This window comes from Nostoc sp., from assembly GCF_036917615.1.
Lineage (GTDB): Bacteria > Cyanobacteriota > Cyanobacteriia > Cyanobacteriales > Nostocaceae > Nostoc.
The window spans coordinates 139,044-161,512 of sequence record NZ_JBALCZ010000084.1 but is presented as its reverse complement, the minus strand read 5'-3'; the positions used below and the strand labels follow the sequence as shown (position 1 = coordinate 161,512).

Sequence of the window (22,469 nt, the reverse complement as noted above, 5' to 3'; positions counted from 1 at the left end):
CCACAGAGGCGCAGAGAACACAGAGAAAAGAGGAATTATTGTCCAAAGATTTTACCCACCTTGAAAGGGCTAGTCCTACTAATTTCAGTTAACAATACTATTAATCAACACGATAATAGCCGCTATTAGCAGTAATATCCTTCAAAAGAAATGCTCGTAAGTAATACCATTTCTTTGTGAGGCTGCGCCAAATTTTCTTGGCTTCTTATTTCTTTCTTTGTGTCCTTCTCTACGAGACGCTACGCGAATGCGTGCTTTGCGGTAGCCTGCGGCAAGCCGCTCCGCGTCTACGTTCCTCATGTAGTTTGGCGCATCTTCATACAGGATTGGTATAAGTCGGCGCTAATATTTCAAGCTATGTTAATAAATTCAAATGTAGGGTGCGTTAGCTGCGAGAGTACGGCACCGTCAACAACTCTTGGTTAAATATGTTAATCTTGATACAAAATTTCTATCAAGAAGATATCAGCTGGGCTAATCTCCTTTTATGACTCTAGTGAGAGTAAAATCAGATAAAAGTTGCTAAGAATTCCCGCATCATGTTAAAAGCTTAAATTTCTTTATTTCCGCCAATAGCCAGTTCCTTTTTGCTATATTTCAACTGTTTACAAAGCGTCTTAATTTGCTGGTAAGCTTCTTCTGGAGACAGCTTTCCACCTGTTTCTAGGCAAGTAATGTAACTAATTCTTTGGGCAAATTCTTGGAGGTTGGCATTAAACGCCAAGGTTTCTGGCTGGAATTTCCCATAATATCGACTACGAGGGTAAAGAAAGCTGTTTTTGTCTTGCGAGTTAGGCTCTGTCATGAGTTTGCTCTCTGTAATTTTTTATTAGGAGTTCTAGACTTGATTTTTACCTAAGTGTAAATACACAGCATAAAATTCAAATTCCAGAAGAAGTTAACATTGTAGTTAAAAATATATTTTATGGCTAGTGCAGCACGGCAAAAATCCAGCCACCATCTCAATTAACCAGACTTAGGGCTTAAACCCCTTGTTAAAGGTAAGCAAACTGACGCCACAGTGTATTAGTCATCGCCTATCTTTTCTTGCTTTCACTACTGAACTTTTTGATTCACCTGTAACCAAATTTCTAAACTCACAAGCAACCACAGCTTCACCCCATAACGACTCCAAGTATCTCCTTGATAGTTTAACCAATTGCGAATTGGCAGCTGGTTCAAGTAAGGAGTAATAGCCGCATTCCGATTGAGCAATAAATCTCTAGCTTCTTGCTGCCAATATTTCCGAAATCCTAACTGCACCGGCACCATCATGCCACTTTTAGGACGATGAATAATTGCGTGTGGTAAAATATCTGCATTCGTCGTACCCTTACAGGGAAGCAAGCTACGCGCAGCGTCTCGTAGAGAAGACGTACCGTAGGTAATCGCCTGCTTTAAGACTGCTTTTTCTTCCACTCCAGAAAGCTTATACTCTGGAGGAATTTCCATGCTTAAGTCTACTACTCGTTGGTCAAACAGGGGAGAACGACCGTGCAAAAGGGCTGCTTGAGTCAAGTTACTGACTTTCGTCAGAATTTGGTCAGCGCCTTTAAATTTAATGTTCATTGCCATCAAACGATTTAGATAGCTGGCTTGGGAATATAAATCTTCTTCAAAAACCCAAGGTGCTGTTTGTACTGCTGTCCAAACTTCTGGTTTTAAAAGTTGCGGTAAGTCAACAGCGCACTTTTGGAAGGAAATTAAATAAGCATACAATGCATCCTGATTGGTGACAGAGGCATATAAACTATTGATTAGCATTGGCTGATTTTTTGGCCCACCAAAACAGGGGTCGCCACCTTCACCATTTAAAACTACTTCTACGTTTTCTCTCGCCAGTCGTCCCAGCAAAAGGTTGGGAACAGTCAGTGGGTCGCCAATAGGGTCATCTAAATAGGCCATTGTTTCCGGCAGGCGTGACCACATATCCTTAAAAGTAATTTCTAAAATGTGGTGCTGCGTCTGGCAATGGGATGCAACGAGACTGGAAAATTCTAACTCATTGGGACACTCAAAACCAAAATGAATCGAGAAGGTGTGAACTGGTGCTTGATGGAATTTTGCTACTAAAGCAGTGATATAGCTAGAGTCCAAACCACCAGAAAGAAAAATACCAACGGGTTCATTTGCTGGTGGTAAATATTCTTGAACAACTTGGTCTAGGAGTTCTAGCAAGCGATCGCCATGCCATGCTAAGGGTTGATCTATTGCTATAATCTGTTCTTGAAGCTGCCAATAAGCCTCAACTTTGTGGTCGGGAAATTCTAAAACGGTTCCAGGTCGCAGTTCCCGCACCTGTTCCCAAAGCGTTCGTTCTCCTGGAACAAAGGCGCAACAAAGATAATCTCGCAACGCTACCAAATCTAAATCGGATGAACGATGGGGTGATAAAGTTCTCAGTTGAGGCGCAATCCAACGAACCGAACCAGTGGTAGTGTAATAGAGGGTACGAACACCGATGCGATCGCGAACTAATCGCAACACCTGTTTTTCTCTATCCCAAACCACTAGCGCAAACATCCCCACAAGTTGGCTAAGACTTTCATTACCCCATCGTTCCCAAAGATTGGCAATCAGTTGCAGAGAACTTCCTTTAAAGCTATCTGGTTCAATTCCCAACTTTTGCAGCAACTGCACTCGGTTAGTTAACCAAACATCACCAACAACAACAAATCGTCCTCCAGAACTGATTGCTAATTTTTCCGTCAGAAATTCCGAAGCTATGCGTGGTATAATTACAGAAATTTTTTCATCTCGCCAAGCTATATCTTCATAATTTACATCAACTGTTCCCCACGCTACGCGCCAGGTTGGGTTAGTCTTGATGAATTCGATTTTAGGAGATTTACGATTTTTAAACGCATCAAATAGCATGGGAAATTTTCAACGCATAATCAGTAATTTTAGGACATTGCTTAATGCAGTACGCTTGGATTAAAGCTAAAAACCTTAACCTACGTAGGTTGGGGAACCACTGCGCCCTTGCGGTTTCCCGACTTGTCCTAAGCGCGTCTCCCTTAGGAGAAGCAAGTGGCGTTTGAGGGACGTAGACCCAACATTTTCGGGACTTTGTTGGGTAACACGAATATTCAACCCAAGCGTATTAGGGTTTAAGGTGGTTGATGCTCAATTAAGCACAAGTGACATCACAGCCAAGCTCGGTCGTATTGAACAGGCCAGAGTTTCTCGTGTCCCAACTGTTTGGCTGCCACATGGGGCCAGTAAGGATTGCGGAGTAGTTCACGTCCCAACAATACTATATCGGCTGCTTCTGTGCGAATAATTTGGTCAGCTTGCTCAGGGGATGTAATTAAGCCTACGGCTCCTGTATGGATATTGGCTTCGCGGCGGATGCGTTCGGCAAACTGAGTCTGATAACCAGGTTTAACTGGTATATTAATGCCCGGTATAATCCCGCCCGATGAACTATCGATCAGATCAACTCCTAGAGACTTAATTTTGTCACTTAAAGCGATACTTTGCTCGATGTCCCAGCCATTATCTACCCAATCGGTGGCGGAGATGCGTACCCAGAGGGGATTTGTCTGCGGCCAAACCTCTCGGACTGCTAGAACTACTTCTCTGAGGAGACGAGTCCGATTTTCAAAGCTGCCACCATAATCATCTTGGCGTTGGTTAGAAAGGGGTGAGAGAAACTGGTGCAGTAAGTAACCGTGGGCAGCATGAATTTCCACTACCTTAAAACCAGCTTGCAGAGAACGTTTGGCAGCTTGGACAAAGGCGTCAATAACTTGTTGAATTCCCTCAAGACTTAGGGCTTCTGGAACTGGGCTATCTCTGCTAAAAGCGATCGCACTACTCGAAACCAAGGGACGCCAGCCTTCCTGAGATTCATCGAGGACTTTTCCTCCTTTACTCGGTTTGGCAGTACTAGCTTTTCTACCTGCATGAGCAAGTTGAATACCTGCAACAGCGCCAAAGTTATGAATCAATGCCACAGTTTTGGCCAAAGTTTCTATATGTGCATCTGTCCAAATTCCCAAATCTTGCGGGCTAATGCGCCCATGCGGCTCTACAGCTGCTGCTTCTGTTAGCACTATACCTGCACCGCCAACTGCGCGAGAAGCTAGATGAATAACGTGCCAATCATTAGCATATCCATTTGTACTGGAATATTGACACATCGGTGAAACAGCGATGCGGTTGCGAAAGGTAACTTCACGAATCTTGAATGGTTCAAACAGATGTGCCATTGGAATTGATTCCTTCTCTTGCTAGGTAAAAAAATTAGGGACGGATTTGCAGCATGAACTCGAATTTGCATTAAACGGCTGGAGATTTTCTCTTACCTACACTGAAATGAGCGATAAACGCCACAACCAACAAAAAGAATCCCAAGGCACAAACGCCGTTCCATTGCCACAATCCCCAGGTATAAGTACCGAGAAAAGAGCCGAGTGCGCCGCCAGTGTAGTTAGTGACCATGTACACCGTATTCAAACGGCTCTCAGCATTTGGAACTAAGTTGTAGATGCGGATTTGGTTTGAAACGTAACCAGTGTGCATTCCCAAGTCAACAAGAAGCATCCCTAATATAAGACCCATCAAATGAGTTCCACCAGCTATCCAAAGGATGACAAAAGCTGATAGAGATAGAATAACAGCTATTCCAACTAACATTCTGGGACCGCGCTTATCTGCTACCCGTCCAACAATGGGGGTGGTAAAGACGCCAATTAAGCCAACTAAGCCAAATAGACCTGCAACTCGACTGTCGTAATTATACGCGGGAGATTCCAGCAGAAAAACTAGACTCACCCATGTAGCATTAAAGGCTGCAAATACTAGTGCAACGTTCAGCGCCGCTTCACGTAATACAGGCTGCTCACGAACGAGTTGTACAAGACTCTGCATCAGTTGCTGATACGACAGTGGAGACGAAGGCTTACTCTGAGGTATTCGCCCTTGAATGACCAAAGCTAAGACAAGCATCACACCTGCCGAGATGCCATATACGGCTCGCCAACCGAAATATTCCCCAATTATCCCACTGACTGAACGTGCAAGGAGGACGCTAAGGATCATACCACTGAGTAGCATTCCGATCGCTTTACCTCGCTCTGAGGGGTGTGTCAGATGGGCGACAAGTGGAATAACTAGATGTGCCACTATGCTACAGAAACCAACTACGAAACTCGACACAGATAACCAAACGAGATTGGGAGCTGTAGCCTCCACCACCAAGGCACAGGCCAGCAAACTTAGCATAATGATAATTAACCAGCAGCGTTCCATCATGTCGCCCAAAGGAACTAACAACAATAGCCCCACTGCATAGCCAGTTTGGGTGAGAGTGGGAATAAATCCTACCTGCTGGACAGAGATATTCAAGCTACGTCCCATATGAGCCAGTAACGGCTGATTGTAGTAGACATTGGCCACTGCTAAACCACAAGCGATGTCTGACGACAAGCCGCTTCGCGTCTGCGCTAAAGTTAAAACGGTACTTCGTTGCGTCAGCAAATTGCTATCAGTGGTCACAGTGTCCTCTTTAAAACTCATTATGATGCACCAAGGTATGGAATAGTAGCGTCAAGGAGGCAGGAGGCAGAAGGTAGAAATTTAGATGGTGTTGAAGCCCCATCTAATTTCAAGCCACCAAATCATTCGCGTAGCGTCTGGCAAAGAAGATTTTGGTAGGGGATTTAAACCGCAAGCTCGTTAGCGTAGTTTACCGCCGTAGGCATCGCAGCAGTTCTTGCTCAGGGTAGGAGGCAGGAGGAATACTGCCCTCAGCAAGAACTGCTTTTCTTGTTAAATACTTGTTGAATGACTAGAATCCTGATCAGGACTTGGATGAATAGGCTGCTCATCAGGCTTTTGGGTCTGCAATTCCCAGATATCGCGTTTTCCTAGTTCTTGATCCACTAATAACTGTAGATGATCTGGTAATTTATTGTTTTGCCAGATTGACCAAATTTCTCCACAAAATAATTCTTTTTCAACTTGTCCAAAAAGCATTGCTTTATTCTCCAGTAATGTCACAATTTAAGTTGAGTAACTCCTAATTTAGGAAAGACGAAGTAGTAAAATTTTCATCCTTCATTCTTTCACCACCTTTAAAATACAGGTACTATTCGCCCCTGATACTGGTTGTTAATAAAATCTCTAACTTGTGGATCGTTAAGCAGTTTGTTTAGCTTCTGAATTTTGGGTTCATTTTCTCGACCCTGTAATGTGACTAATGCCAGCGCATACTTTTTATCCTTAGCTGTCTCCTGTCCCATAGATTGCGGTGTTATTCCTCCTAGAGCAACAATTTGAGCCGAGGAAACAATGAAGTCTACATCATTAATAGCTCGAACTACTTGGACTCCTTCTACTTCCTTGATTCGCAAGTTTTTGGGATTCTCGGCTATGTCTCTTTGAGTTACAAATTCTTTAGTATTTTTCTTAAGTTTTATTAAGCCATTACTTGCCAGTAATCTCAGTCCTTGGTCATTATTAATCACATCATTGGCAATTGTGACAGTGGCATTTTGGGGAACCTCATTCACCGATTTGAGCCGTTTTGAGAAAAGTCCGAGTGTGCTTAAGGAAACTAGATTTAATGGGACTAAATTGATTTTGAGTTCCTTGACAGCATTATTCATGAAAGGTCTGTGTTGAAAAAAATGGCGATGCGGGCGAAAAACTGGATGGCGGCGAGAGTTAGGGGAACCAGCGCCGCTGTGCTACCAATGGAAGTACCGACGATCAATCGCGTCAATGGTGTCAAGACGACTAGCAAAATAATAAAGGGAAACGATCGCCCAGTATTGACGATCGCACCTAGCACTTTATGCACCTGTGGGAAATCTACCAGGTTCCCTGGCCCTGTCATCACCAAGATTAAGCCCAAAGGCAAACCTAAAAGTATCGCTACTACCGCTGATATACTCACCATGTAAAAAGTTTCACCAGTAGCCAGCCATAAACTTTGCAGCAATTCTTGCCCTTGCATCAATGCACCTCCACTTCAAACTCTGATTCGGGTAAATATTTCAAGGCTTGGGTTACTTTTAATCCTTCTAGTTCGATGTGAACTGACAAACGCCGCAATCTATGGGCTTTTCTAATTGATTTACACTCCGAATAAATGGGTACTTTTTCTGCACTGCTTTGTCCTAAAACACTAAAAATCTCACCTGGTTTAAAAAGCTGCTGTGCCACTATTACCTGTTATTGGGCAATTTATTTATATACTACGGCAAATCAATAGATTTAAAGTACTATTAACAATAAGATTTGCATAGATGAAGATAAAAACAAGGGACTATAGGCATGTGCATCGCTGGTGAAGCGGGAACGTCCAGTGATCGACTCGCGATCGGCATGGTCAATGATAGCCTGAGCATGGGCAAGAACAGGCCTTCCAGAACGGGTTGCCATAAAGCCTGTGACAACGGGCTATCGGGATAATTTGCTGGACTAGCGATCGCAGCACCTGGTTTAAGAAAAGTAGTGTCAATTGCAGTCATAGTTTGGTCTAATCTTTGACTTAAATTTGGTAATTGACTCTTTGCATCAACAAATAATTACGAATTACGAATTGTTAATGCACTTCCACTTCAAACTTTGATTCGTGTAAATATTTCAAGGCTTGAGTTACCTTTTCTCCCTCTAATTCGATATGAAACTGACCAACGCGGCGATCGCTAAACTCAAGCCCCAACCAATTACAAATAGTAGCGCCAACGAGCGGATACCAGGTTGCTGAAAAAGCTTTAACAACTTCCTTTGATTTATCCAAGCTAAAAACTGATTCACCAATCGAGTTAACATAGTTACTCCTTCGCTTTACAGAAAAATTTCATTGCATCAAAACAATGGAAGAATTTTTTATAAATCATTAAGAACCTCGATAATAAACTTTGAGAAAATCACTTTTTTAAAAATTTATCTAGGGAGATTTATTCCGAGAGACTGAATTAATAGTTCAAAAACAGTTTGGTTCTCATGATTTAGCTGAGTTATCATACAATTAATCACCCTAATGACGTAGTGTTCGTCATAACTAAATTTGATAATATCTAAACTATTTTTTCTAAATAATATTAAATTTTAAAACTTTTTGAATTATTGGCTAACAGCAAAATTCATAACTATTTTTAGAATAGTTATGCTTTAAAATAATAAAAATCGGACAATATAGCGCTTCTCGTTTGGATGCAATACACTCTGAACTCTCTCTAAACCTCTCTCCTAAAAGGAGAGAGGCTTTAAATCTTACTCCTCTTCCCTTGTAGGGAAGGGGCTGTTCTTGTTAGGTCTGTATTGGACTCAACTGCAAATTGCTCTAACAGAGGTTTTAATCCCTCTTAATTATTCCTTTGACTTACTTATTGACTCACAGAAGTGAGTTGAGGGTTGGGGATATCAAGTAGGTAAGAAAGTACTTTTTTGCGCCAAGCATCGTATACTGGCTCGATGCCTTTGGTATTAGCACCATTGAAATTTTCAGCATCTTGCCAACGCTGTTTAATATAAGGAGCGCGACGTTGCTGAATTTCTTCGTCGAGTTCTAATAACTGTGCGGCGATTTCCGATTTTTCACTAGGCGAGGCTTGCTCAAACTTTTTGCGCCACCAATTAGCGATCGTGATCCGATGAACCGCTTCATCATCATTGAAATGCTCCTTACTCTTCTGAGCTAATTCCTCGTCACCGATTGTAGATGTCAGTTTATTGAACCAAACTTGGGGTAGGATGTAGTGCTCATAGTGCAATTCCCAGGCAACGAATCCTAGCCAATTGCGATAGGGTACATCTTCTAAAAACTCCCAGTGGCGTTCAGCTTCCTTGCGTATATCGTCGATGGGATCACGTCCTGTCAGAGCAATAATCCGTTCACGAAAGGCGATCGCATGGGCCCCATCATCACCAATTTGTCTGCTCAAAATTAAATGCAAATCAGGATCAGGAATCAACAAAATTGCCTTACTAGCAGCTTGCACAATAGACAAGTCGTGACCACCTGTTGCAGCCCAGTACTGATAGAAATTTTCCTTTTCTTCTTCTGTTTCTGGGGGACGGCTGGCATGTTCACGAACAAGGGAAACATGAGGCGCGTGCTTACTAATGAGTTTATCTAGAGTTTCTTTTTCAAACTCTACATTCCAAGTCCGAGTTAGAGTTGCAGTCATAAAGTTTCCTTTTGGATATTGGGAATTGGGGAATTGGGGAATGGGGTATGGGACATTGGTTAAATCCGATCTCCCTCATTTCCCCAGTCCCCACTTTTAATCATTAACACTCACGAGTTTTGGCAATTTAGAGACGGGAATATCCAAAAAGTAAGAGAGTACTTCGCGCCGCCACGCATCATAAATGACTGGCAAATCATCAACTTCAATGCCAATAGCGCGGTGAGCCAGCTGCCAATGATCTTTAAGATAGGTACTGCGGCGGCGTTGACCTTCTTCATCCGCTTCTAGGACTTGTGCGACTAAATCCTTTTTCTCAGATGGCGAGGCCTTGTCAAATTTACGCTGCCACCAATCCACAACTCCTAGACGGTGAACTGCTTCATCTGGCAAGATTCTCTGGGTAGCAAACTTTGCTGATTCTGGGTCATTGATTTTGCTAATCCGGCTGTTGAGCAAGAGCAAAGCTACGATATGGAGTTCGTAGTGCAATTCAAAAGACAAGAAACCTTGCCAGTTACGAATGGGTAAGTCTCCTTGGTAGTCCCAATGCTTTTGCACCTGTTTTTGGATGTCTTCAATAGGGTCATATCCAGATATAGCTTGCGCTCTGAGACGAGTATTTTGGGCATGTGCGCCGTCATCTCCAAGTTGTCGGCTCAAAAACAGCTGTAATTCTGGGTCGGAAATTTGGTCTATTACTTTGGCACAAACTTGGACAATGAATAAGTCATGGGCTGCACCAGCAACACGATAATGGTAGAAATTCTCTTTTTCCTCTGGTGTTACAGGTGGTCTAGGGTCTTGCTGACGGCTTTTGGGAATATGAGGAGCGTGCTTATCAATCAGTTTGTCGAAAATTTCAACTTCTAATTCAGTTGTCCAAGCTGGACGTGTGAGGATTGCAGTCATAAAGTTTCCTTTTAGATATTGGGCATGGGGCATGGGAGACTTCTTACAAAAATCAATTTCATAAAATTAATTTTTGCAAAAAGTATTAATAGCTCAAGAGTCAGAATTTAAATTCTGAACTCCTGTTATTTACTTAGTTCGACTGGGAATTAGATTGGTCGCTCTAGGGAAGAATCCTACCTTGAGAATCGGTAGGCAAATTGTTGCGACCAAGAAACATTTTGGCAGACTGTTCTCTGACACCTGCCAGAGTGCCTCCGGGGTTCCAACCAAGGCTTTCCCGGTATCCGCCCAACAATCCTGCTTCTATGAGAGTTTCCTCATCAACTGCCACAGACTCATCTGCCTGTGGAGCAACGAACAGCGCGTCTGCTGGACAATACAGTTCGCACATAAAGCAGGTTTGGCAGTCGCTTTTACGAGCGATTCTTGGTGGCCCGTCTGGCACTTTGTCAAAGACGTTGGTGGGGCAAGCCGAAACGCAGATATTGCATTTAATACATCGAGATTCACTAACTAGTTCAATCACAGTGCTACTAACTCCCTCTGTTTAGCGCTAGTTTCTAGTTTTTGAGGTTTCACCCACACTTGATCTAAACCACCACTCAGCAAGCGATGGTATTGATTCGGATCTTGCTCAGGATAGTCTAAGTGTTTGTGCATACCCCGACTTTCTTTGCGTTCTAGGGCGCTGGAGTACATCCACCGAGCTGTTGCTACCATTGCAGTAGCTTCCCTAGCTTGGACAGCCTGATCGTCTGACACTGCTTGACTATTGCGGATTTCTTTCCAGAGGTGATTTAGGCGACTAAGGGATTGTGTCAATCCCTGTTCTGTACGGAACAGGTTGCGATCGTAGGGGAATACTTCTGCTTGGACTGCTCGAATCACTTCTGAAGGAGTAAAGCTGCTGCTAGCGCTATTGTTAGACATTCCAGCTTCTCCAAGTCCGCGCACGGTGCGTTGATTGGCTTGAGTTCCCAGTTGGCGGGCGTAGTTTGCTGCGGCTTCACCTGCCCAATATCCCGAAGAGGTTGCCCAGGCAGCGTTATGACTACCACCACCTGTAAAACCGCCACAAATCAATTCCCGTGTTGCGGCATCACCAGCAGCATAGAGTCCGGGTACAGTGCTAGCACAGGTATAATCGGTAATCCGAATGCCGCCTGTACCGCGCACGGTTCCCTCTAAACGCAGAGTCACAGGGAAGTGTTGGGTGAAGGGGTCAATGCCCATGCGTTCAAAGGGCAGTAAGAAGTTGTGTTGGACAGTCCGTAACATCGTCTGAATTTCGGGAGTTGCTTTGTCTAGGCAAGCATAAACTGGTTGGGTAAGCAGGGTACGGGCAATGATCGATCGCCCTTTTTGAGAACCTGCTCCTTCAATCTCTGTGCCATCTCCGTAATAGAAAGTTGCCCAGCGGTAATAAGCGCCTTTAGTAACGGAAGAAAAAGTCGGTGATAGGGCGTAAGCATTGGAAAATTCCATCCCTGACATTTGGGCACCTGCTTCAGCTGCCATCAAGTAACCATCCCCTGTGAGGACGTTACAGCCTAAAGCTTTACTGAGGAAGGCACAACCACCAGTAGCAATGACGACGGCTCCGGCTCGGACTGTCCAGCGCTCTCCAGTTTGGCGGCGAATGCCCCGCGCACCTGCTACTGAATTTTCTGTGTCTACCAGCAGTTCTAAAGCTGGACTGTGGTCAAGTATTTTCACGCCTGTTCTGGTAATCTTTTTACGCATTAGGCGCATATAATCATGAGCTTGCTGTAGCGATCGCCGATAGGGACGCCCTTGATCATCCACGGGAAAAGGATAGCCCCAGTCTGACAGTTTATTCAGGTTTGTATAAGTCTGATCTAATACACGTTCCATCCAAGAACGTTCTGAGAGGAAGCCTCCTAAAGCTTCCCGGCTGGCCATTGCCGCTTCCCGTTGTTGTGGATCAGGTGGGACATACCAAACACCAGTACCAGAGGGTGCTGTTGCTCCACTCGTACCACAGTAGCCTTTATCTACGAGTACCACTCTTACCCCTTGAGCAGCAGCATTCCAAGCCGCCCAAGTTGCTGATGGGCCACCGCCTATGACTAGAACATCAGTCTCTAAATTCAGTTGTGAAGTTGAACTATTGCCTGACTCAGATTGATATGCACTCACGATTCTTTACATCTCCTAACTTATTCAATTGGGCATTGGGGAGCCAGCGCTGTGGTGAGGCAGTCCGATCTTGGGGGTTTCCCCCAGGAGGAACTGCCGAAAGGGTTTCCCGACTTGAGGCGACTGGCGTCATTGGTTATTAATTCTTCTGCCTCACTCCCTCATCTCCCCCCACTCCTCTCATCCCTTTGCAGCCACAAGTTATAACGATGTCTAACGACAAGCCAGTTCGTGGCTACGCACTCGTGGCATTACCTCTTCAGAAAAACGCCTCATCTCAGTCGCGAACGGCTGAAATTGCAGCATGAAGGTGCCAATTCCCACCCTGGTAAAGTCGGCAATGCGACCAGCCACGGTGTCATAGCTACCAACTAAGCCAGCAGCTGTGCCACCGTTACTTCCTACACCAGGGTACTTGGCGAAATTCTTGAACATGACTACTTCGGAATCGACTCCTTTGAGCAGCTCTGAGCGATCGTCTTGTGCTATTACCATTGCCCTCAAGTTGTGATATTCCTCTTGAGCTTCTTCATCTGTGGGTCGAGCAATCACAAATGCGGACATCGCAAAGCCCAGAGGTTTGGAATGAGAGCACGGCTGTTTAGCAACCTGAGCAATGGTTTCTCGGATCACTTCTATAGGACGACCATTCAGAAAAAATACATCTGCCTCTTTTGCCGCCAAAGCCTGCGCTGGTTCTGATTCACCTCCTACATACACACGCGGATGAGGATTGGCCACGGGACGAGGATTGAAGCTTAGATCACTGATGTGAAAATAATCTCCTTGGAAGTTAACTCTTTCTCCACTCCACAGCGCCTTTACTACTCTTATCCACTCGTCTGAATAACGGTAACGCTCGTCGTGAGGAAGAAAAGATATGCCAGATTTCTCCATTTCTGGCTTAAACCAGGCACTTACCAAGTTGATCGCAAAACGCCCACTACTGATTGCATCAATGCCTAATGCCATCTTCGCTAAGATTGCTGGATGAAATAGTAAAGGCTTCACAGCAGCGATAATTTCGATTGAATTTGTGGCTTCGGCAAAGGCTGCTGCTGCCGTCCAAGTTTCCAGCTGATCTAATTGTTGATTTCTGGGATTAATAATGTGTTCTGCGATCAAAGTTGTTGTAAACCCGCACTGTTCAGCCAACTTGAGGAGATCCTTAGCTCGTGAGTAACTGGCATCACGAGGTTCAAGAGGGTGGTTCATTACGCCGCAGTTGCCGTAAACAGGAATCCAGATCCCGTAGCGTGGCTCAGACATAGCTTTCAAGAACCCTTGTAATAGACGCTAAAAGTTTACTTGGCACTAAATTTTGAGTTTATTGGCTAACCCACCTAATTTGCTGCTAAATCTACGGCAAGCCGAGTAATTTACCGTAGTATAAGTTATGAGAGTTACATAGATTGTGCTAAAAAACAAGAGGCTATTAAAATTTATTGATATTACTCAGACAGAGAGTTGAGTCTGTGGCGAAAACTTTCTCAAAAAAATAAAGGACAAGTATAATTCTTGTCCTTAATGCTTAAAATAACAGATTCTGCGTCGAATGCGTTAGATGAACTTAATTCTCGGCGTTGCAGAATAGAAATAGGAATTATGCGATCGCCTCAAGCTTGCGGGCGCATAGCGCCCGCAGCGCCACTGAGCCATACTCAAGATAATGTATTACCAAGCGAATTGAAGACCTCAGCATTTCTGCGGTTTTAGAGTAACAAAAAGTTTTGCGATGGAGTCGAGCGAGATAATGTCTTAAACGACTGTTTTCGCCTTCAACTCTTGTCATATATGTCTTACTAACGATGTGGTCTTCATTACTAATAAAAATTGGGTAAACAGGATACCCGTCTGTTATGTAGAAATAAGAATGCCAACATCTTATTATCAACCACAAATATTTAAAAGTTTTTGCACTTCTATCCCCCATAACCCAAGCTATAATTCCTGGAACACTATGGTTTACCGCTGTCCACAGCCAAATTTTGTTTTTTTTTACCAATAAAAGTTTCTAGCTCATCAACTTCTGTAACTTCGGGGATTTCGCTCCTAGTTGGTGTATCTGTTAAAGCACTACTAATCTCTCTTACCCAATTTATTCCTGTGGTATGATGTACTTTTTTGACTCTTTCTATCGCACGAAAACCCAAACCATTTACATACATTTCTAGACACTCACATTTAAAATCTTCGGAATATCCTTTCGGTTCATAGGCATCGATAAACTGACGACCACATGAAACACATATGTAGTTTTGTTTACCACGTTGCCGACCATTTTTACGGGTGTGAGTTGATGCACATCTTGGACATTGCATAGCGATCGCCCTAATTCATATTTCTATTCTGCAATGCCTAATTCTCTGTAGTCATGGGTGCGTAAAATTGCAAACGACCAATGCCGAGAAATTGACCAGCGGTTTGCTCACCAGAGGGAAAAGCCTTCACACCAAATAAATAGACGCCATCATAAAAAGGATTGCGGTAAGTTTGCAGACCAATAGTAACAGTCTTACCTGGTGGTATGGGAGTATCAAAGGTTACTTTGATAGTCTGCTGTTTGTTGTTACCTTTGACAGCTTTGAGTGCCAACTTTGAACCTTGGTGATTGCGTGTGCCTTCAAAGGCAAAAGTATCTTTCTGATTGAATTCAATATCTTCAGTCCCCTCAATCTGGTTAAAGGTAACCTGTTGCAACGGTTCTCCAGCCGTCACTGGCACTTCCAGAGTGAAATAGTAGGTCGTATTCGGAACACTTGTATTGCTGTATGGAGTGCTGGCACTAACTAAACGCGGTGGTTCGGCAAAGGCGATGCCTACGGCGGGCTGCGCCAACATGCCATTGCCTAAGGTAACTGCATCGGCCACTGAATGAGGTAGTAAATATAGTCCAGTGCTAACAACAAATAGAGTACTAAAAAAGCTAGTAACGTACTTCATAATTTATATTTCTACCTCAATAATTTTTATCTCAGACTCAATTATTTAAGTTGTGCTTCCAATCCCCCTATTTCAACCTGAAAAAAGGAATCACTACAGTCTATAAAATTAGCAACTGTAATCAAGTTTACCGACTATTTAATTAGACAGTTTTGCTGTAATTCTAGCACGCGATTTAAATTTGTCAGGAATAAAGAACAGATATTTGAATTTAAATTTAACTAGTAGTTTGCCCAAAATTTTTATTAGTAAATTCCCTTAAAAGTCGATGATTTTAGCGGGCTTTGACTAAACTTTAACACCCGTAAATCGATAATTTTACCGTAGTTTAAATGTTTGCATACATCTATAATACGATATGTTTACCGTAGTTTAAATAGTAAATTATCTGAAAAATCGATAATTTCACATGGCAGTAAATTTCTCAATTGAATTACATATCAATAATCTTACTGAACTTATAACTATATAATGATGCTAAAAGATGAAAATACACTGATTTATGATGATTTAATTCTTTCAAAATACACAAATTTAGCAGGTTTAGATTAGTGATTTTCCCTATAAATACAATAGGATAAATTTTTTCTAGTAAATTTACTTAAAAAGTAATTGCTTACAAGGGATAAGTAGGCAGGCAAAATTACAGGACTTACGCAAAAAGGCAGTGAAAGCCTTGATTTCCCGTAGGGGCAATTCATGTAGACGCATACTCCTACGGAGAAGCAAGCTACGCGGAGCGTCTCCAAGAGTTGCGGCTTAAGGCAGGGTATTGCCCCGACATTTCGTACTTGATGCGTAAGTCCTAAATTACAGCAAATTGCAACTTGGTGAGGTACAGATGATTTTAAGGGCACAGCAGTGCTGTGTCCCTACCTGTGTACTTCATTTACCTGCAATCATGCTGTCAAACGGTAAAGCGAAATTACAGTAATGGCTTCTTTACATCAGATTCAAATGGTGCGTCAATATTTCAATTGTACGATCGCTCTTAGAGATAGGGAAGTGATGTTTGATGATGCGATCGCCTTCACTTGATGATGACATGCTCAATGAACTTTATGGTACAGCGGCAGAAGAACTTGTTCTCAAAGGACATGAGGAGTTTATAGAAGAAAAAATTTTGCTAAGTCTTCAAGTTTTGCAGCATTACACCTACTCAATCAAACAACATCAATTTAAAAAATACTTAAATCGAGAGTCTGCCAATTTTGACCAAAATACGCAGTTCAAAGGGCGGTTAGAAACCGCAGCTACACACGCAAAATCCACCTGCGTGGGTTTCAGAGTCTGTATTTTTTATTAAGTGTAGCCACGAATTCTATTCGTTAGGTATTTTTGCCAAATTGGGATGTTCCCAATATTTCAGCAATTACCATTGTGAAAAAGGATGTTTTACTAAATTGCTGTTGAAATATCTGAAATCATCAGAAACTTCTTGTCCAATCCAGGTTGGTAGTTCAATTTGTTGGTTTTGATCACTGAGTTCAACTTCTGCTAAAATTAGTCCTTTATTAACACCATCAAACTCATCTATTTCCCAAATTAAACCATCCGACTCTATTTTATATCTGATTTTTTCTATAAAAGGACGTTCACACAATGTCTCAAGCATTTCTTGAGCATCTTCAACAGGAATAGGATACTCAAACTCTAATCTCGAATATTTGATATTAGGGCCTTTAATTGTCAAATAACTTTTTTCTCCTACTATACGTATACGTACAGTCGCTTTGTCTTGTGTGGCAATGTATCCTTGACGATATACACTACCTTCAGCTAATCCTCTCCAACTATCTCCTCTCACTAAATATTTCCGCTCTATTTCTTTTGCCATTTTACTTACCTGATTATTTGCTTTTGTCTATCAACAAGCTGAGTCATTTTGTCAAGTCATTTTCAAAAAATAATTCCATGCGATCGCCCCGGAGTCGAGTTACGCCATACTCAATCACATTACCAGTTTGATCAACATTCACCGACTCTGCTAGGAGGATGGATTGATTGGGTGGGAGTGCTAACCACTGTGCATCATGGCCATCTGGCTCAGGCAAGTCTACCTTGATGTGCTGTTTATAGGCTAAAAAGCCTGCTGCAATCTATTTTTATTATCGCTCAAAAAACTGGTAAGCCTGTTTATGAAGCTATCCAACTATTCACCTGTAATCCAGCGAAAGCTATTCACCTATTTTGCGATCGCGGCAGTCTGGAAGTAGTCCAAATGTCGATGGGAGATACCAATACCAAGACGGGGTTCCAAGTTCCCTAGTGACTGTTTTCAAACCCCAAATTAGACTTAAATGTAGGTTGGGGAGCCATTGCATTGGGCGGGTTTCCCGACTTGTACTCCTACGGAGAAGCAAGCTACGCGCAGCGTCTCCCCTTCTCCCATTCGTGAGAGGCTAGCGCCTGCCGTAGGATGCCCAAAAGGCTGTAGGGAGAAGCAAGGGGCGTTTGAGGAACGTAGCAAGATCCCGAAGGGTAACCCAACATTTGCGTTGCTTTGTTGGGTTGCGCTACGCTTAACCCAACCTACTTTTTGAGTTTGAAAACACGCCCTAGTCCTCAGTTTCCAATTCAAACATCTGATATCTACAGCAGTTTGCAATTTAATGAGGTACACCTTTTCAACTCAAGAGCCAAATCTAGAGCAAATTTTACTCCTAACTTCTGACTCCTGAATTTTTTATATGTTAATACACCAAATTTTCGTCTTTAAGTTGTTCTTTCGCTAAAGCCAATGCTTGATGAGCATTTTTATACCTTGTTTCATCTGTAAATTTATCACCAAAACACTTTAAATAAGCTTCCAGATACCGAATACGTAAGCGTGGATCAGCCGGATTCTGAAGAAATGGGAGGTCAGCTTCAACCATAAATCGGATAGCCAACAAAGGGATAGGGCTACGAAGTGGACGGAAGTTTGGGTTGTGCAGGCCAGGACTTTCATTACGTTTATGAAATTCTCCTATCATCAGTCCTGACTCAACAAACAAAGGTTTAAGTTTTTGTTGGACACTATCTATTAGTTTAGAAGCGTCTTCTATATGAATGTCAGGAAATATAAGTAAAAAAGCTTTGTTGATTGCTAATTCTTGCTCTTTAACTTCCATCTCAATAAAGATATCTCGGTAGCAACTAACAATCTCTTCTATTTGTTCTGGATACAAATCTTTTGTGCGAATCACTGCCAGACGAATGCTGTTTGATTTGAGAGCGTGAGGTACAAAAGGGCAAACTACACCGGGTCTTCCTAAGTTAGGATGAGGCCTTCCTAAAAAACTTTTTACCCACTCCATAATTTCAATTAAGCAAAGAATATCTTTGTATTGCTGTTCGATTTCAAGAGTTGTATAGAGTTCCATGAGCTTAAGTAAAATGGAATAATTGTTTAATTCAAAATCCAAAATTAGTTTTAGAAGATTAGCTGTTCAAAACTCATTGTTATCTAAATAAATAAATGAAAACAGCTTTGATATTTTTTATTTTGGGTTTATCTGTGGCTCGTAGCAGATAAAAATGCTCTAGCATTTTTGTTAATTTATTTAAAGTCACACCAATATACACACAAACATATTTTCGCAACAAGCGAGTTTTGTTCATTTATTTTTGGCATTTTAGCTAGAAGACGTATGTATTCTCTAGCAGATGCTCCTATTTTTTTTACACTTTTAAGTGTGTATGATTTTCAGGAAGAATATTGTGAAGTTTATGTTTAAATAGTTATTTTTACTGTAAAAATTTAGTATTGCTTTAACAGTAAGCAGGTAGGCACAATTAAATCAAACTATGTAAATTTATGTAAAGTACGAAAAAGGCTTTTAATATCAGCTTTTAATCAATTTACATTTTTTAATATAATTGTATTTTCTAACGCCCACTTATTTAAATATGGTTCAAATATTAAGCTACTATAATGCTGACGTTAACACCAGTCACCTACTTTTATGAAACCAACTTGGGTGCGCTGGTTCAGCAGTTGCTACAACGGATAGCGCAGCCTCTTCTTTACCTTGGGCTGCGCCAACGAGTCATTGAGTATCGGCAACCTCCCGTACTCCTAGACAGAAGCAAGCTAGCAAGGGCGTCTTTGTGCCTTGCGCGTCCCGTTGGCGCAGCCCAAGGTAGAGAAGGAAAGGAGAAGTTCTGTACCCTTATGCTGACAAAGATCAAGGCGAACGGGATAGCAAAGTTAGACGCTCTCTACGAGACGCTCTTGCTAGCTTGCCTCTTTGCAGGAAGGAGTACTCGGACTCGTTGGCTTAGCCCAAGGTAGAGAAGAGGCTGCGCTATCGGAGGAAACCTTTGCACCCTGCGGGATTTTGTATACAGACAACTCTGGGCAACGTACTGACTCCTTTACAAATTGGATATTTTTTAATTGCAAGTCCCTTATTTATCAACAAATTCTTTCACCACTGCCATAGCATCAGGAGGAATCTGCGTAATTAGGCGAAATGGAAATGCCGGAGTCGAAGCAAACTGGGCATAATCTGATGTCAGAAAGATAGCGTAGTTTTTAGCTTCTGGAGTCATCTGTGCAGCAAAGGACAAAGCTATAGCTTTAACGTACTTGCGAACATCTGCTGCTTGTTCCCCCACGACTTCACCGCCACTAATTGGTGTATTTGCTTGTCCTATTTGATCCAAAGTCTGACTGGGGTCTTTTACACTCAGATGAGTGCCCCCAACTATACCAACTAGCCATTTTGGAGATGGAATTTTGTCAAATCCCACAATTTGTTCAGTTAAAGCTGGGGTGGTTTTATCTGCGGAACTTGCTAACACTAAAGTAGGAACTTGCACCTTAGTTAACCCAGTTTCGCCAAAGATCAGAGAAGTTGTAGGATTGAGAGCGATCGCCTGTTTTATTCTGGTATCTCGTAGTTGATAGGTATTTTCTGGCAGTTCTTGAGCGATGCACTGCATAACTTCTCCCTCACTGAAGATAGCCAAGTTCTTTTTACAGCGTTGTTTGAGTCGTTCCAGTTGTAACTCGGCTCCAGCAACTTCTAAAGCTGTACCACCACCAAAAGAATGGCCAATGACCATCGCGTTCATGGTTGCAAGTTTCCCTTGCAACGGATGATTAGCCGTTTGGTTGAGCTTTTCTAATTCGTCGAGGACAAAACTAATATCTTGAGGACGATCCAAAAACTCCTGAGGCTTCATAACTCTGCTTTTGCCTTGTAATGCTGAGTTAGTATTTGCCTGGTTACTACCGGGATGTTCTAAAGTTGCTACTACATAACCGTGGGATGCTAAATGTTCTGCTAGGTAACGCAAGTCCGTGCGGACTGACGCGAAGCCGTGAGAAAAGACAATTACGGGTTTATTGGCAGTTGCAGCAGTTGACCAGTAAATATCAACTGGAATGTTACGGTTACGCTTTTGGTCATTCCAGTCTAATTTCAGTATTTGTACTTGAGCTATTCCTGGTTGGCTGGGATCAAAAGGGAAAGCAATCTGCGGTGTTTTGGGGCCGAGTTCAGGAGCGATGGTTAGCATAAATTGCTGGGTACGCCAAAAAGCTGTATTCAAACTCCTTGCAACTATAAAAGCCTGTGACAAATTAATTTCTAGGCGTTTACTAGGATAAGCAGCGATAAAACTCAATAGAGAAAGACCCTGCGGTGCAGTAGAACCTAATACCAATCCTGCTCTGAGTGCTTGTACCCCAGCTTTGTCTTTTCGGGCTAAGGCCGTAGCAAGGTCATTGAGAATAGTTGTGCCAATCTGAGTATTAACTAACCTATTAACGGTGACAACATTCATCGGTATATTCATACCCAGCGCCCCCAAGAGAAAGCGGCGTTGTTGTTCAGATAATCCTTTAGTGTAAGGCTTCAAACTCCCAGGCAATTCCCCAGTTTTTGCAGCCTTTTGCAACTCAGCAAGGGAGATTGATTCTGTAAATAAACCCAAACGCACAACAACTGTGTCAGCCGCAATGGCCGAAGTATTTGCCCCGAACTGTGTAAGTACAATTGCGCCAAAGAAACCCACAACTGTCTTAAAACTTCCCCAACTTCTTCCCATAAACTTTTATACCAATTCTTACTTACGGGAATATAACTAATATTTGTGTATTTGACTACTGCATTAATTGCCTAGAAATTAAAGCAGATTTTTTCTTAAACTTGATGGCGATATCTACGACGGACTACGCTTACGCCCTGATCTCCTCAAAGCATCTGCTGATGCGAACAGAGTTACATCAAAAGTATAACAAAAGCAACGAATTGTAGAATTCATCACAGATAAAAATTTGAGCATAAATCAGTGTTTACAGCCACAAAAGCCCGATTGTTTCTCAGCTAGGTTTAATACTGTAACAAAGCTCTAGAACAGGGTAAGCGATGCCTGCGGCGGTAAACTACGCATCTACAATCTACATTTTTTGTGGGCTAAATTCTTGAGTGCAATTTTTTTTACAGAAAAGTTTTACCGACCGTTTAATGTTTTGTCTTTGCCCTTTAGAACGTGTTGCAGAGATGTTGCAGGTAGATAGTCTTACTGCTGTAACTGCACTATCATCACTGATCAAATTCTACCCGCCGCCTCAACAATTTTTCTTGGCTTTATGCATCGCAGACTCCGCTATATTTTGATTTTGCTGCTCTCCTTAACTATTATTACACTGTGGTGGCCTGTGAATGATTCTGATTGCAATTTTGAGGCAAATCTTGCATCAAAAACTACAAAATTCCAAGTACATGCTACTAAGGTTATTGTTCAGCCGTGGCGTGGTCGTCACCATGTATATGGAATCTTCATGATTCCTGATGAATACAAACAAGCTCCATTTTTTGTATTCACAGTCCAAGGTGCTGGCAGTTACTGTTCAAAACAATTTGGTCATAGAAAAAACTTTAATGATATCTTTGCTGAACCAGGAACTTATCTGGTGAGGAAGTTTATTAGAACTCGAACAGCTCTGCGGCTCATTCTCCAAGGTTTGTACTTTCAGATCAATGATAAACAGAACTGGACGTTGACTTTCCCTGAATCAAAAGTTGGTCAGCATAATTCGTAATTATAGCCCCATGCCTATTCGTGCAGCGTGCCGTAGGCAAATAAGTAATGAATAAATTTATTTTTTCATTACAGCTGTTTTCAGGTAAATAGACCACGCCCTACGCGCACAGAAAAAGCTCATTGGCGTCAACTTAAGCTCAAACACGCAATTTTCCATCGTTTTAGATCCTCCAACCCACGCCACTTGCTCCACTTAAAAAGGGGGCTAAAATTCTAATTCCCCCCTTAAAAAGGGTGGTTAGGGGGGATCTAAAATCTAGGTGT

The 22,469-nt window shown here is 42.4% G+C and carries 26 protein-coding genes; 3 read left to right on the top strand and 23 right to left on the bottom strand.

Features of this window, described 5'->3' with window-relative positions:
• Window positions 1-141 precede the first annotated feature (141 nt).
• The 19 genes from V7K85_RS30935 to V7K85_RS30845 all read right to left on the bottom strand — a co-directional run bounded on the left by V7K85_RS30935 (window position 142) and on the right by V7K85_RS30845 (window position 15,167).
• Window positions 142-300 carry a hypothetical protein gene (locus tag V7K85_RS30935; RefSeq protein WP_334819664.1) on the bottom strand — a complete coding sequence of 53 codons (159 nt, stop codon included), beginning with the start codon at window positions 298-300 and terminating at the stop codon, window positions 142-144.
• Window positions 301-550: 250 nt separating this feature from the next.
• Window positions 551-805, bottom strand: coding sequence for a DUF7219 family protein (locus tag V7K85_RS30930; protein ID WP_334819663.1), 255 nt, complete (start codon window positions 803-805; stop codon window positions 551-553).
• Window positions 806-1,056: 251 nt separating this feature from the next.
• Window positions 1,057-2,877, bottom strand: coding sequence for an asparagine synthetase B family protein (locus V7K85_RS30925; protein WP_334819661.1), 1,821 nt, complete (start codon window positions 2,875-2,877; stop codon window positions 1,057-1,059).
• Window positions 2,878-3,149: 272 nt separating this feature from the next.
• Entirely contained in the window at window positions 3,150-4,217 is a 1,068-nt protein-coding gene (gene namA, locus V7K85_RS30920) for an NADPH dehydrogenase NamA (protein WP_334819659.1), read from the bottom strand.
• A 70-nt stretch (window positions 4,218-4,287) separates the two neighbouring features.
• Entirely contained in the window at window positions 4,288-5,526 is a 1,239-nt protein-coding gene (locus V7K85_RS30915; protein ID WP_334819657.1) for an MFS transporter, read from the bottom strand.
• A gap of 252 nt (window positions 5,527-5,778) precedes the next feature.
• Window positions 5,779-5,985, bottom strand: a complete 207-nt coding sequence (locus V7K85_RS30910; protein WP_334691968.1) for a hypothetical protein — start codon at window positions 5,983-5,985, stop codon at window positions 5,779-5,781.
• Between the two features lie 98 nt (window positions 5,986-6,083).
• Entirely contained in the window at window positions 6,084-6,617 is a 534-nt protein-coding gene (locus V7K85_RS30905; protein ID WP_334819655.1) for a MetQ/NlpA family ABC transporter substrate-binding protein, read from the bottom strand.
• The gene (locus V7K85_RS30900) at window positions 6,614-6,967 is read right to left on the bottom strand and encodes a hypothetical protein (protein WP_334819651.1); all 354 of its coding nucleotides are present in this window, start codon (window positions 6,965-6,967) and stop codon (window positions 6,614-6,616) included. Before V7K85_RS30900 ends, V7K85_RS30905 begins: the two co-directional genes overlap by 4 nt.
• Entirely contained in the window at window positions 6,967-7,176 is a 210-nt protein-coding gene (locus tag V7K85_RS30895) for a hypothetical protein (RefSeq protein ID WP_334819650.1), read from the bottom strand. The genes V7K85_RS30900 and V7K85_RS30895 overlap by 1 nt, the downstream gene beginning before the upstream one ends.
• 51 nt (window positions 7,177-7,227) lie before the next feature.
• Window positions 7,228-7,395, bottom strand: a complete 168-nt coding sequence (locus V7K85_RS30890; protein ID WP_334819648.1) for a hypothetical protein — start codon at window positions 7,393-7,395, stop codon at window positions 7,228-7,230.
• Window positions 7,396-7,558: 163 nt separating this feature from the next.
• Complete coding sequence (locus V7K85_RS30885; protein ID WP_334819646.1) at window positions 7,559-7,756, bottom strand: NIL domain-containing protein; 198 nt, start codon at window positions 7,754-7,756, stop codon at window positions 7,559-7,561.
• Window positions 7,757-8,345: 589 nt separating this feature from the next.
• Window positions 8,346-9,149, bottom strand: a complete 804-nt coding sequence (locus V7K85_RS30880) for a hypothetical protein (protein WP_334819644.1) — start codon at window positions 9,147-9,149, stop codon at window positions 8,346-8,348.
• A gap of 96 nt (window positions 9,150-9,245) precedes the next feature.
• On the bottom strand, window positions 9,246-10,061 hold the full coding sequence (locus V7K85_RS30875) for a hypothetical protein (RefSeq protein ID WP_334819642.1): 816 nt from the start codon (window positions 10,059-10,061) through the stop codon (window positions 9,246-9,248).
• A 163-nt stretch (window positions 10,062-10,224) separates the two neighbouring features.
• Window positions 10,225-10,590, bottom strand: coding sequence for a 4Fe-4S binding protein (locus V7K85_RS30870; protein ID WP_334819640.1), 366 nt, complete (start codon window positions 10,588-10,590; stop codon window positions 10,225-10,227).
• The gene (locus V7K85_RS30865) at window positions 10,587-12,224 is read right to left on the bottom strand and encodes an FAD-binding protein (protein ID WP_334819638.1); all 1,638 of its coding nucleotides are present in this window, start codon (window positions 12,222-12,224) and stop codon (window positions 10,587-10,589) included. The genes V7K85_RS30870 and V7K85_RS30865 overlap by 4 nt, the downstream gene beginning before the upstream one ends.
• On the bottom strand, window positions 12,205-12,357 hold the full coding sequence (locus V7K85_RS30860; RefSeq protein ID WP_334819636.1) for a hypothetical protein: 153 nt from the start codon (window positions 12,355-12,357) through the stop codon (window positions 12,205-12,207). Before V7K85_RS30860 ends, V7K85_RS30865 begins: the two co-directional genes overlap by 20 nt.
• Before the next feature lie 80 nt (window positions 12,358-12,437).
• Window positions 12,438-13,493 (bottom strand): LLM class flavin-dependent oxidoreductase, encoded by a 1,056-nt coding sequence (locus tag V7K85_RS30855; RefSeq protein ID WP_334819634.1) that lies wholly within the window; start codon window positions 13,491-13,493, stop codon window positions 12,438-12,440.
• A gap of 334 nt (window positions 13,494-13,827) precedes the next feature.
• Window positions 13,828-14,545 (bottom strand): IS1 family transposase gene (locus V7K85_RS30850; protein ID WP_334819632.1). Its coding sequence is split into 2 segments (ribosomal slippage): window positions 13,828-14,218 and window positions 14,217-14,545, totalling 720 coding nucleotides; the frame shifts between segments, so codons are not numbered across the junction.
• A gap of 37 nt (window positions 14,546-14,582) precedes the next feature.
• Window positions 14,583-15,167, bottom strand: coding sequence for a DUF2808 domain-containing protein (locus V7K85_RS30845; RefSeq protein ID WP_334819630.1), 585 nt, complete (start codon window positions 15,165-15,167; stop codon window positions 14,583-14,585).
• 1,015 nt (window positions 15,168-16,182) lie between these two features.
• On the opposite strand from V7K85_RS30845, the gene V7K85_RS30840 reads away from it, so the two are divergent.
• The gene (locus tag V7K85_RS30840) at window positions 16,183-16,473 is read left to right on the top strand and encodes a hypothetical protein (RefSeq protein WP_334819628.1); all 291 of its coding nucleotides are present in this window, start codon (window positions 16,183-16,185) and stop codon (window positions 16,471-16,473) included.
• Window positions 16,474-16,539: 66 nt separating this feature from the next.
• On the opposite strand, the gene V7K85_RS30835 is transcribed toward V7K85_RS30840, so the two are convergent.
• From V7K85_RS30835 to V7K85_RS30825, 3 genes are all read right to left on the bottom strand, one after another.
• On the bottom strand, window positions 16,540-17,004 hold the full coding sequence (locus V7K85_RS30835; RefSeq protein WP_334819626.1) for a CYTH domain-containing protein: 465 nt from the start codon (window positions 17,002-17,004) through the stop codon (window positions 16,540-16,542).
• A 43-nt stretch (window positions 17,005-17,047) separates the two neighbouring features.
• Window positions 17,048-17,221: a UTRA domain-containing protein gene (locus V7K85_RS30830; RefSeq protein ID WP_334819625.1), complete on the bottom strand. Its 174-nt coding sequence runs from the start codon at window positions 17,219-17,221 to the stop codon at window positions 17,048-17,050.
• 639 nt (window positions 17,222-17,860) lie between these two features.
• Complete coding sequence (locus tag V7K85_RS30825; RefSeq protein WP_334819624.1) at window positions 17,861-18,574, bottom strand: DUF6875 domain-containing protein; 714 nt, start codon at window positions 18,572-18,574, stop codon at window positions 17,861-17,863.
• A 509-nt stretch (window positions 18,575-19,083) separates the two neighbouring features.
• Here V7K85_RS30825 and V7K85_RS30820 point away from each other — a divergent pair.
• Window positions 19,084-19,443, top strand: coding sequence for a hypothetical protein (locus V7K85_RS30820; RefSeq protein WP_334819623.1), 360 nt, complete (start codon window positions 19,084-19,086; stop codon window positions 19,441-19,443).
• Window positions 19,444-19,559: 116 nt separating this feature from the next.
• On the opposite strand, the gene V7K85_RS30815 is transcribed toward V7K85_RS30820, so the two are convergent.
• Window positions 19,560-21,206, bottom strand: coding sequence for an alpha/beta hydrolase (locus tag V7K85_RS30815; protein WP_334819622.1), 1,647 nt, complete (start codon window positions 21,204-21,206; stop codon window positions 19,560-19,562).
• 544 nt (window positions 21,207-21,750) lie between these two features.
• On the opposite strand from V7K85_RS30815, the gene V7K85_RS30810 reads away from it, so the two are divergent.
• Window positions 21,751-22,203 carry a hypothetical protein gene (locus V7K85_RS30810; protein WP_334819621.1) on the top strand — a complete coding sequence of 151 codons (453 nt, stop codon included), beginning with the start codon at window positions 21,751-21,753 and terminating at the stop codon, window positions 22,201-22,203.
• Window positions 22,204-22,469: the final 266 nt, after the last annotated feature.

Coding starts and splice junctions, on each gene's coding strand:
- V7K85_RS30935 (WP_334819664.1), bottom strand. CDS start 300: ATGAGGAACGTAGACGCGGAGCGGCTTGCCGCAGGCTACCGCAAAGCA.
- V7K85_RS30905 (WP_334819655.1), bottom strand. CDS start 6,617: ATGAATAATGCTGTCAAGGAACTCAAAATCAATTTAGTCCCATTAAAT.
- V7K85_RS30845 (WP_334819630.1), bottom strand. CDS start 15,167: ATGAAGTACGTTACTAGCTTTTTTAGTACTCTATTTGTTGTTAGCACT.
- V7K85_RS30835 (WP_334819626.1), bottom strand. CDS start 17,004: ATGGCAAAAGAAATAGAGCGGAAATATTTAGTGAGAGGAGATAGTTGG.
- V7K85_RS30840 (WP_334819628.1), top strand. CDS start 16,183: ATGATGCGATCGCCTTCACTTGATGATGACATGCTCAATGAACTTTAT.
- V7K85_RS30820 (WP_334819623.1), top strand. CDS start 19,084: ATGCTGACGTTAACACCAGTCACCTACTTTTATGAAACCAACTTGGGT.
- V7K85_RS30890 (WP_334819648.1), bottom strand. CDS start 7,395: ATGGCAACCCGTTCTGGAAGGCCTGTTCTTGCCCATGCTCAGGCTATC.
- V7K85_RS30875 (WP_334819642.1), bottom strand. CDS start 10,061: ATGACTGCAATCCTCACACGTCCAGCTTGGACAACTGAATTAGAAGTT.
- V7K85_RS30930 (WP_334819663.1), bottom strand. CDS start 805: ATGACAGAGCCTAACTCGCAAGACAAAAACAGCTTTCTTTACCCTCGT.
- V7K85_RS30815 (WP_334819622.1), bottom strand. CDS start 21,206: ATGGGAAGAAGTTGGGGAAGTTTTAAGACAGTTGTGGGTTTCTTTGGC.
- V7K85_RS30880 (WP_334819644.1), bottom strand. CDS start 9,149: ATGACTGCAACTCTAACTCGGACTTGGAATGTAGAGTTTGAAAAAGAA.
- V7K85_RS30855 (WP_334819634.1), bottom strand. CDS start 13,493: ATGTCTGAGCCACGCTACGGGATCTGGATTCCTGTTTACGGCAACTGC.
- V7K85_RS30910 (WP_334691968.1), bottom strand. CDS start 5,985: ATGCTTTTTGGACAAGTTGAAAAAGAATTATTTTGTGGAGAAATTTGG.
- V7K85_RS30925 (WP_334819661.1), bottom strand. CDS start 2,877: ATGCTATTTGATGCGTTTAAAAATCGTAAATCTCCTAAAATCGAATTC.
- V7K85_RS30810 (WP_334819621.1), top strand. CDS start 21,751: ATGCATCGCAGACTCCGCTATATTTTGATTTTGCTGCTCTCCTTAACT.
- V7K85_RS30915 (WP_334819657.1), bottom strand. CDS start 5,526: ATGAGTTTTAAAGAGGACACTGTGACCACTGATAGCAATTTGCTGACG.
- V7K85_RS30860 (WP_334819636.1), bottom strand. CDS start 12,357: ATGACGCCAGTCGCCTCAAGTCGGGAAACCCTTTCGGCAGTTCCTCCT.
- V7K85_RS30900 (WP_334819651.1), bottom strand. CDS start 6,967: ATGCAAGGGCAAGAATTGCTGCAAAGTTTATGGCTGGCTACTGGTGAA.
- namA (WP_334819659.1), bottom strand. CDS start 4,217: ATGGCACATCTGTTTGAACCATTCAAGATTCGTGAAGTTACCTTTCGC.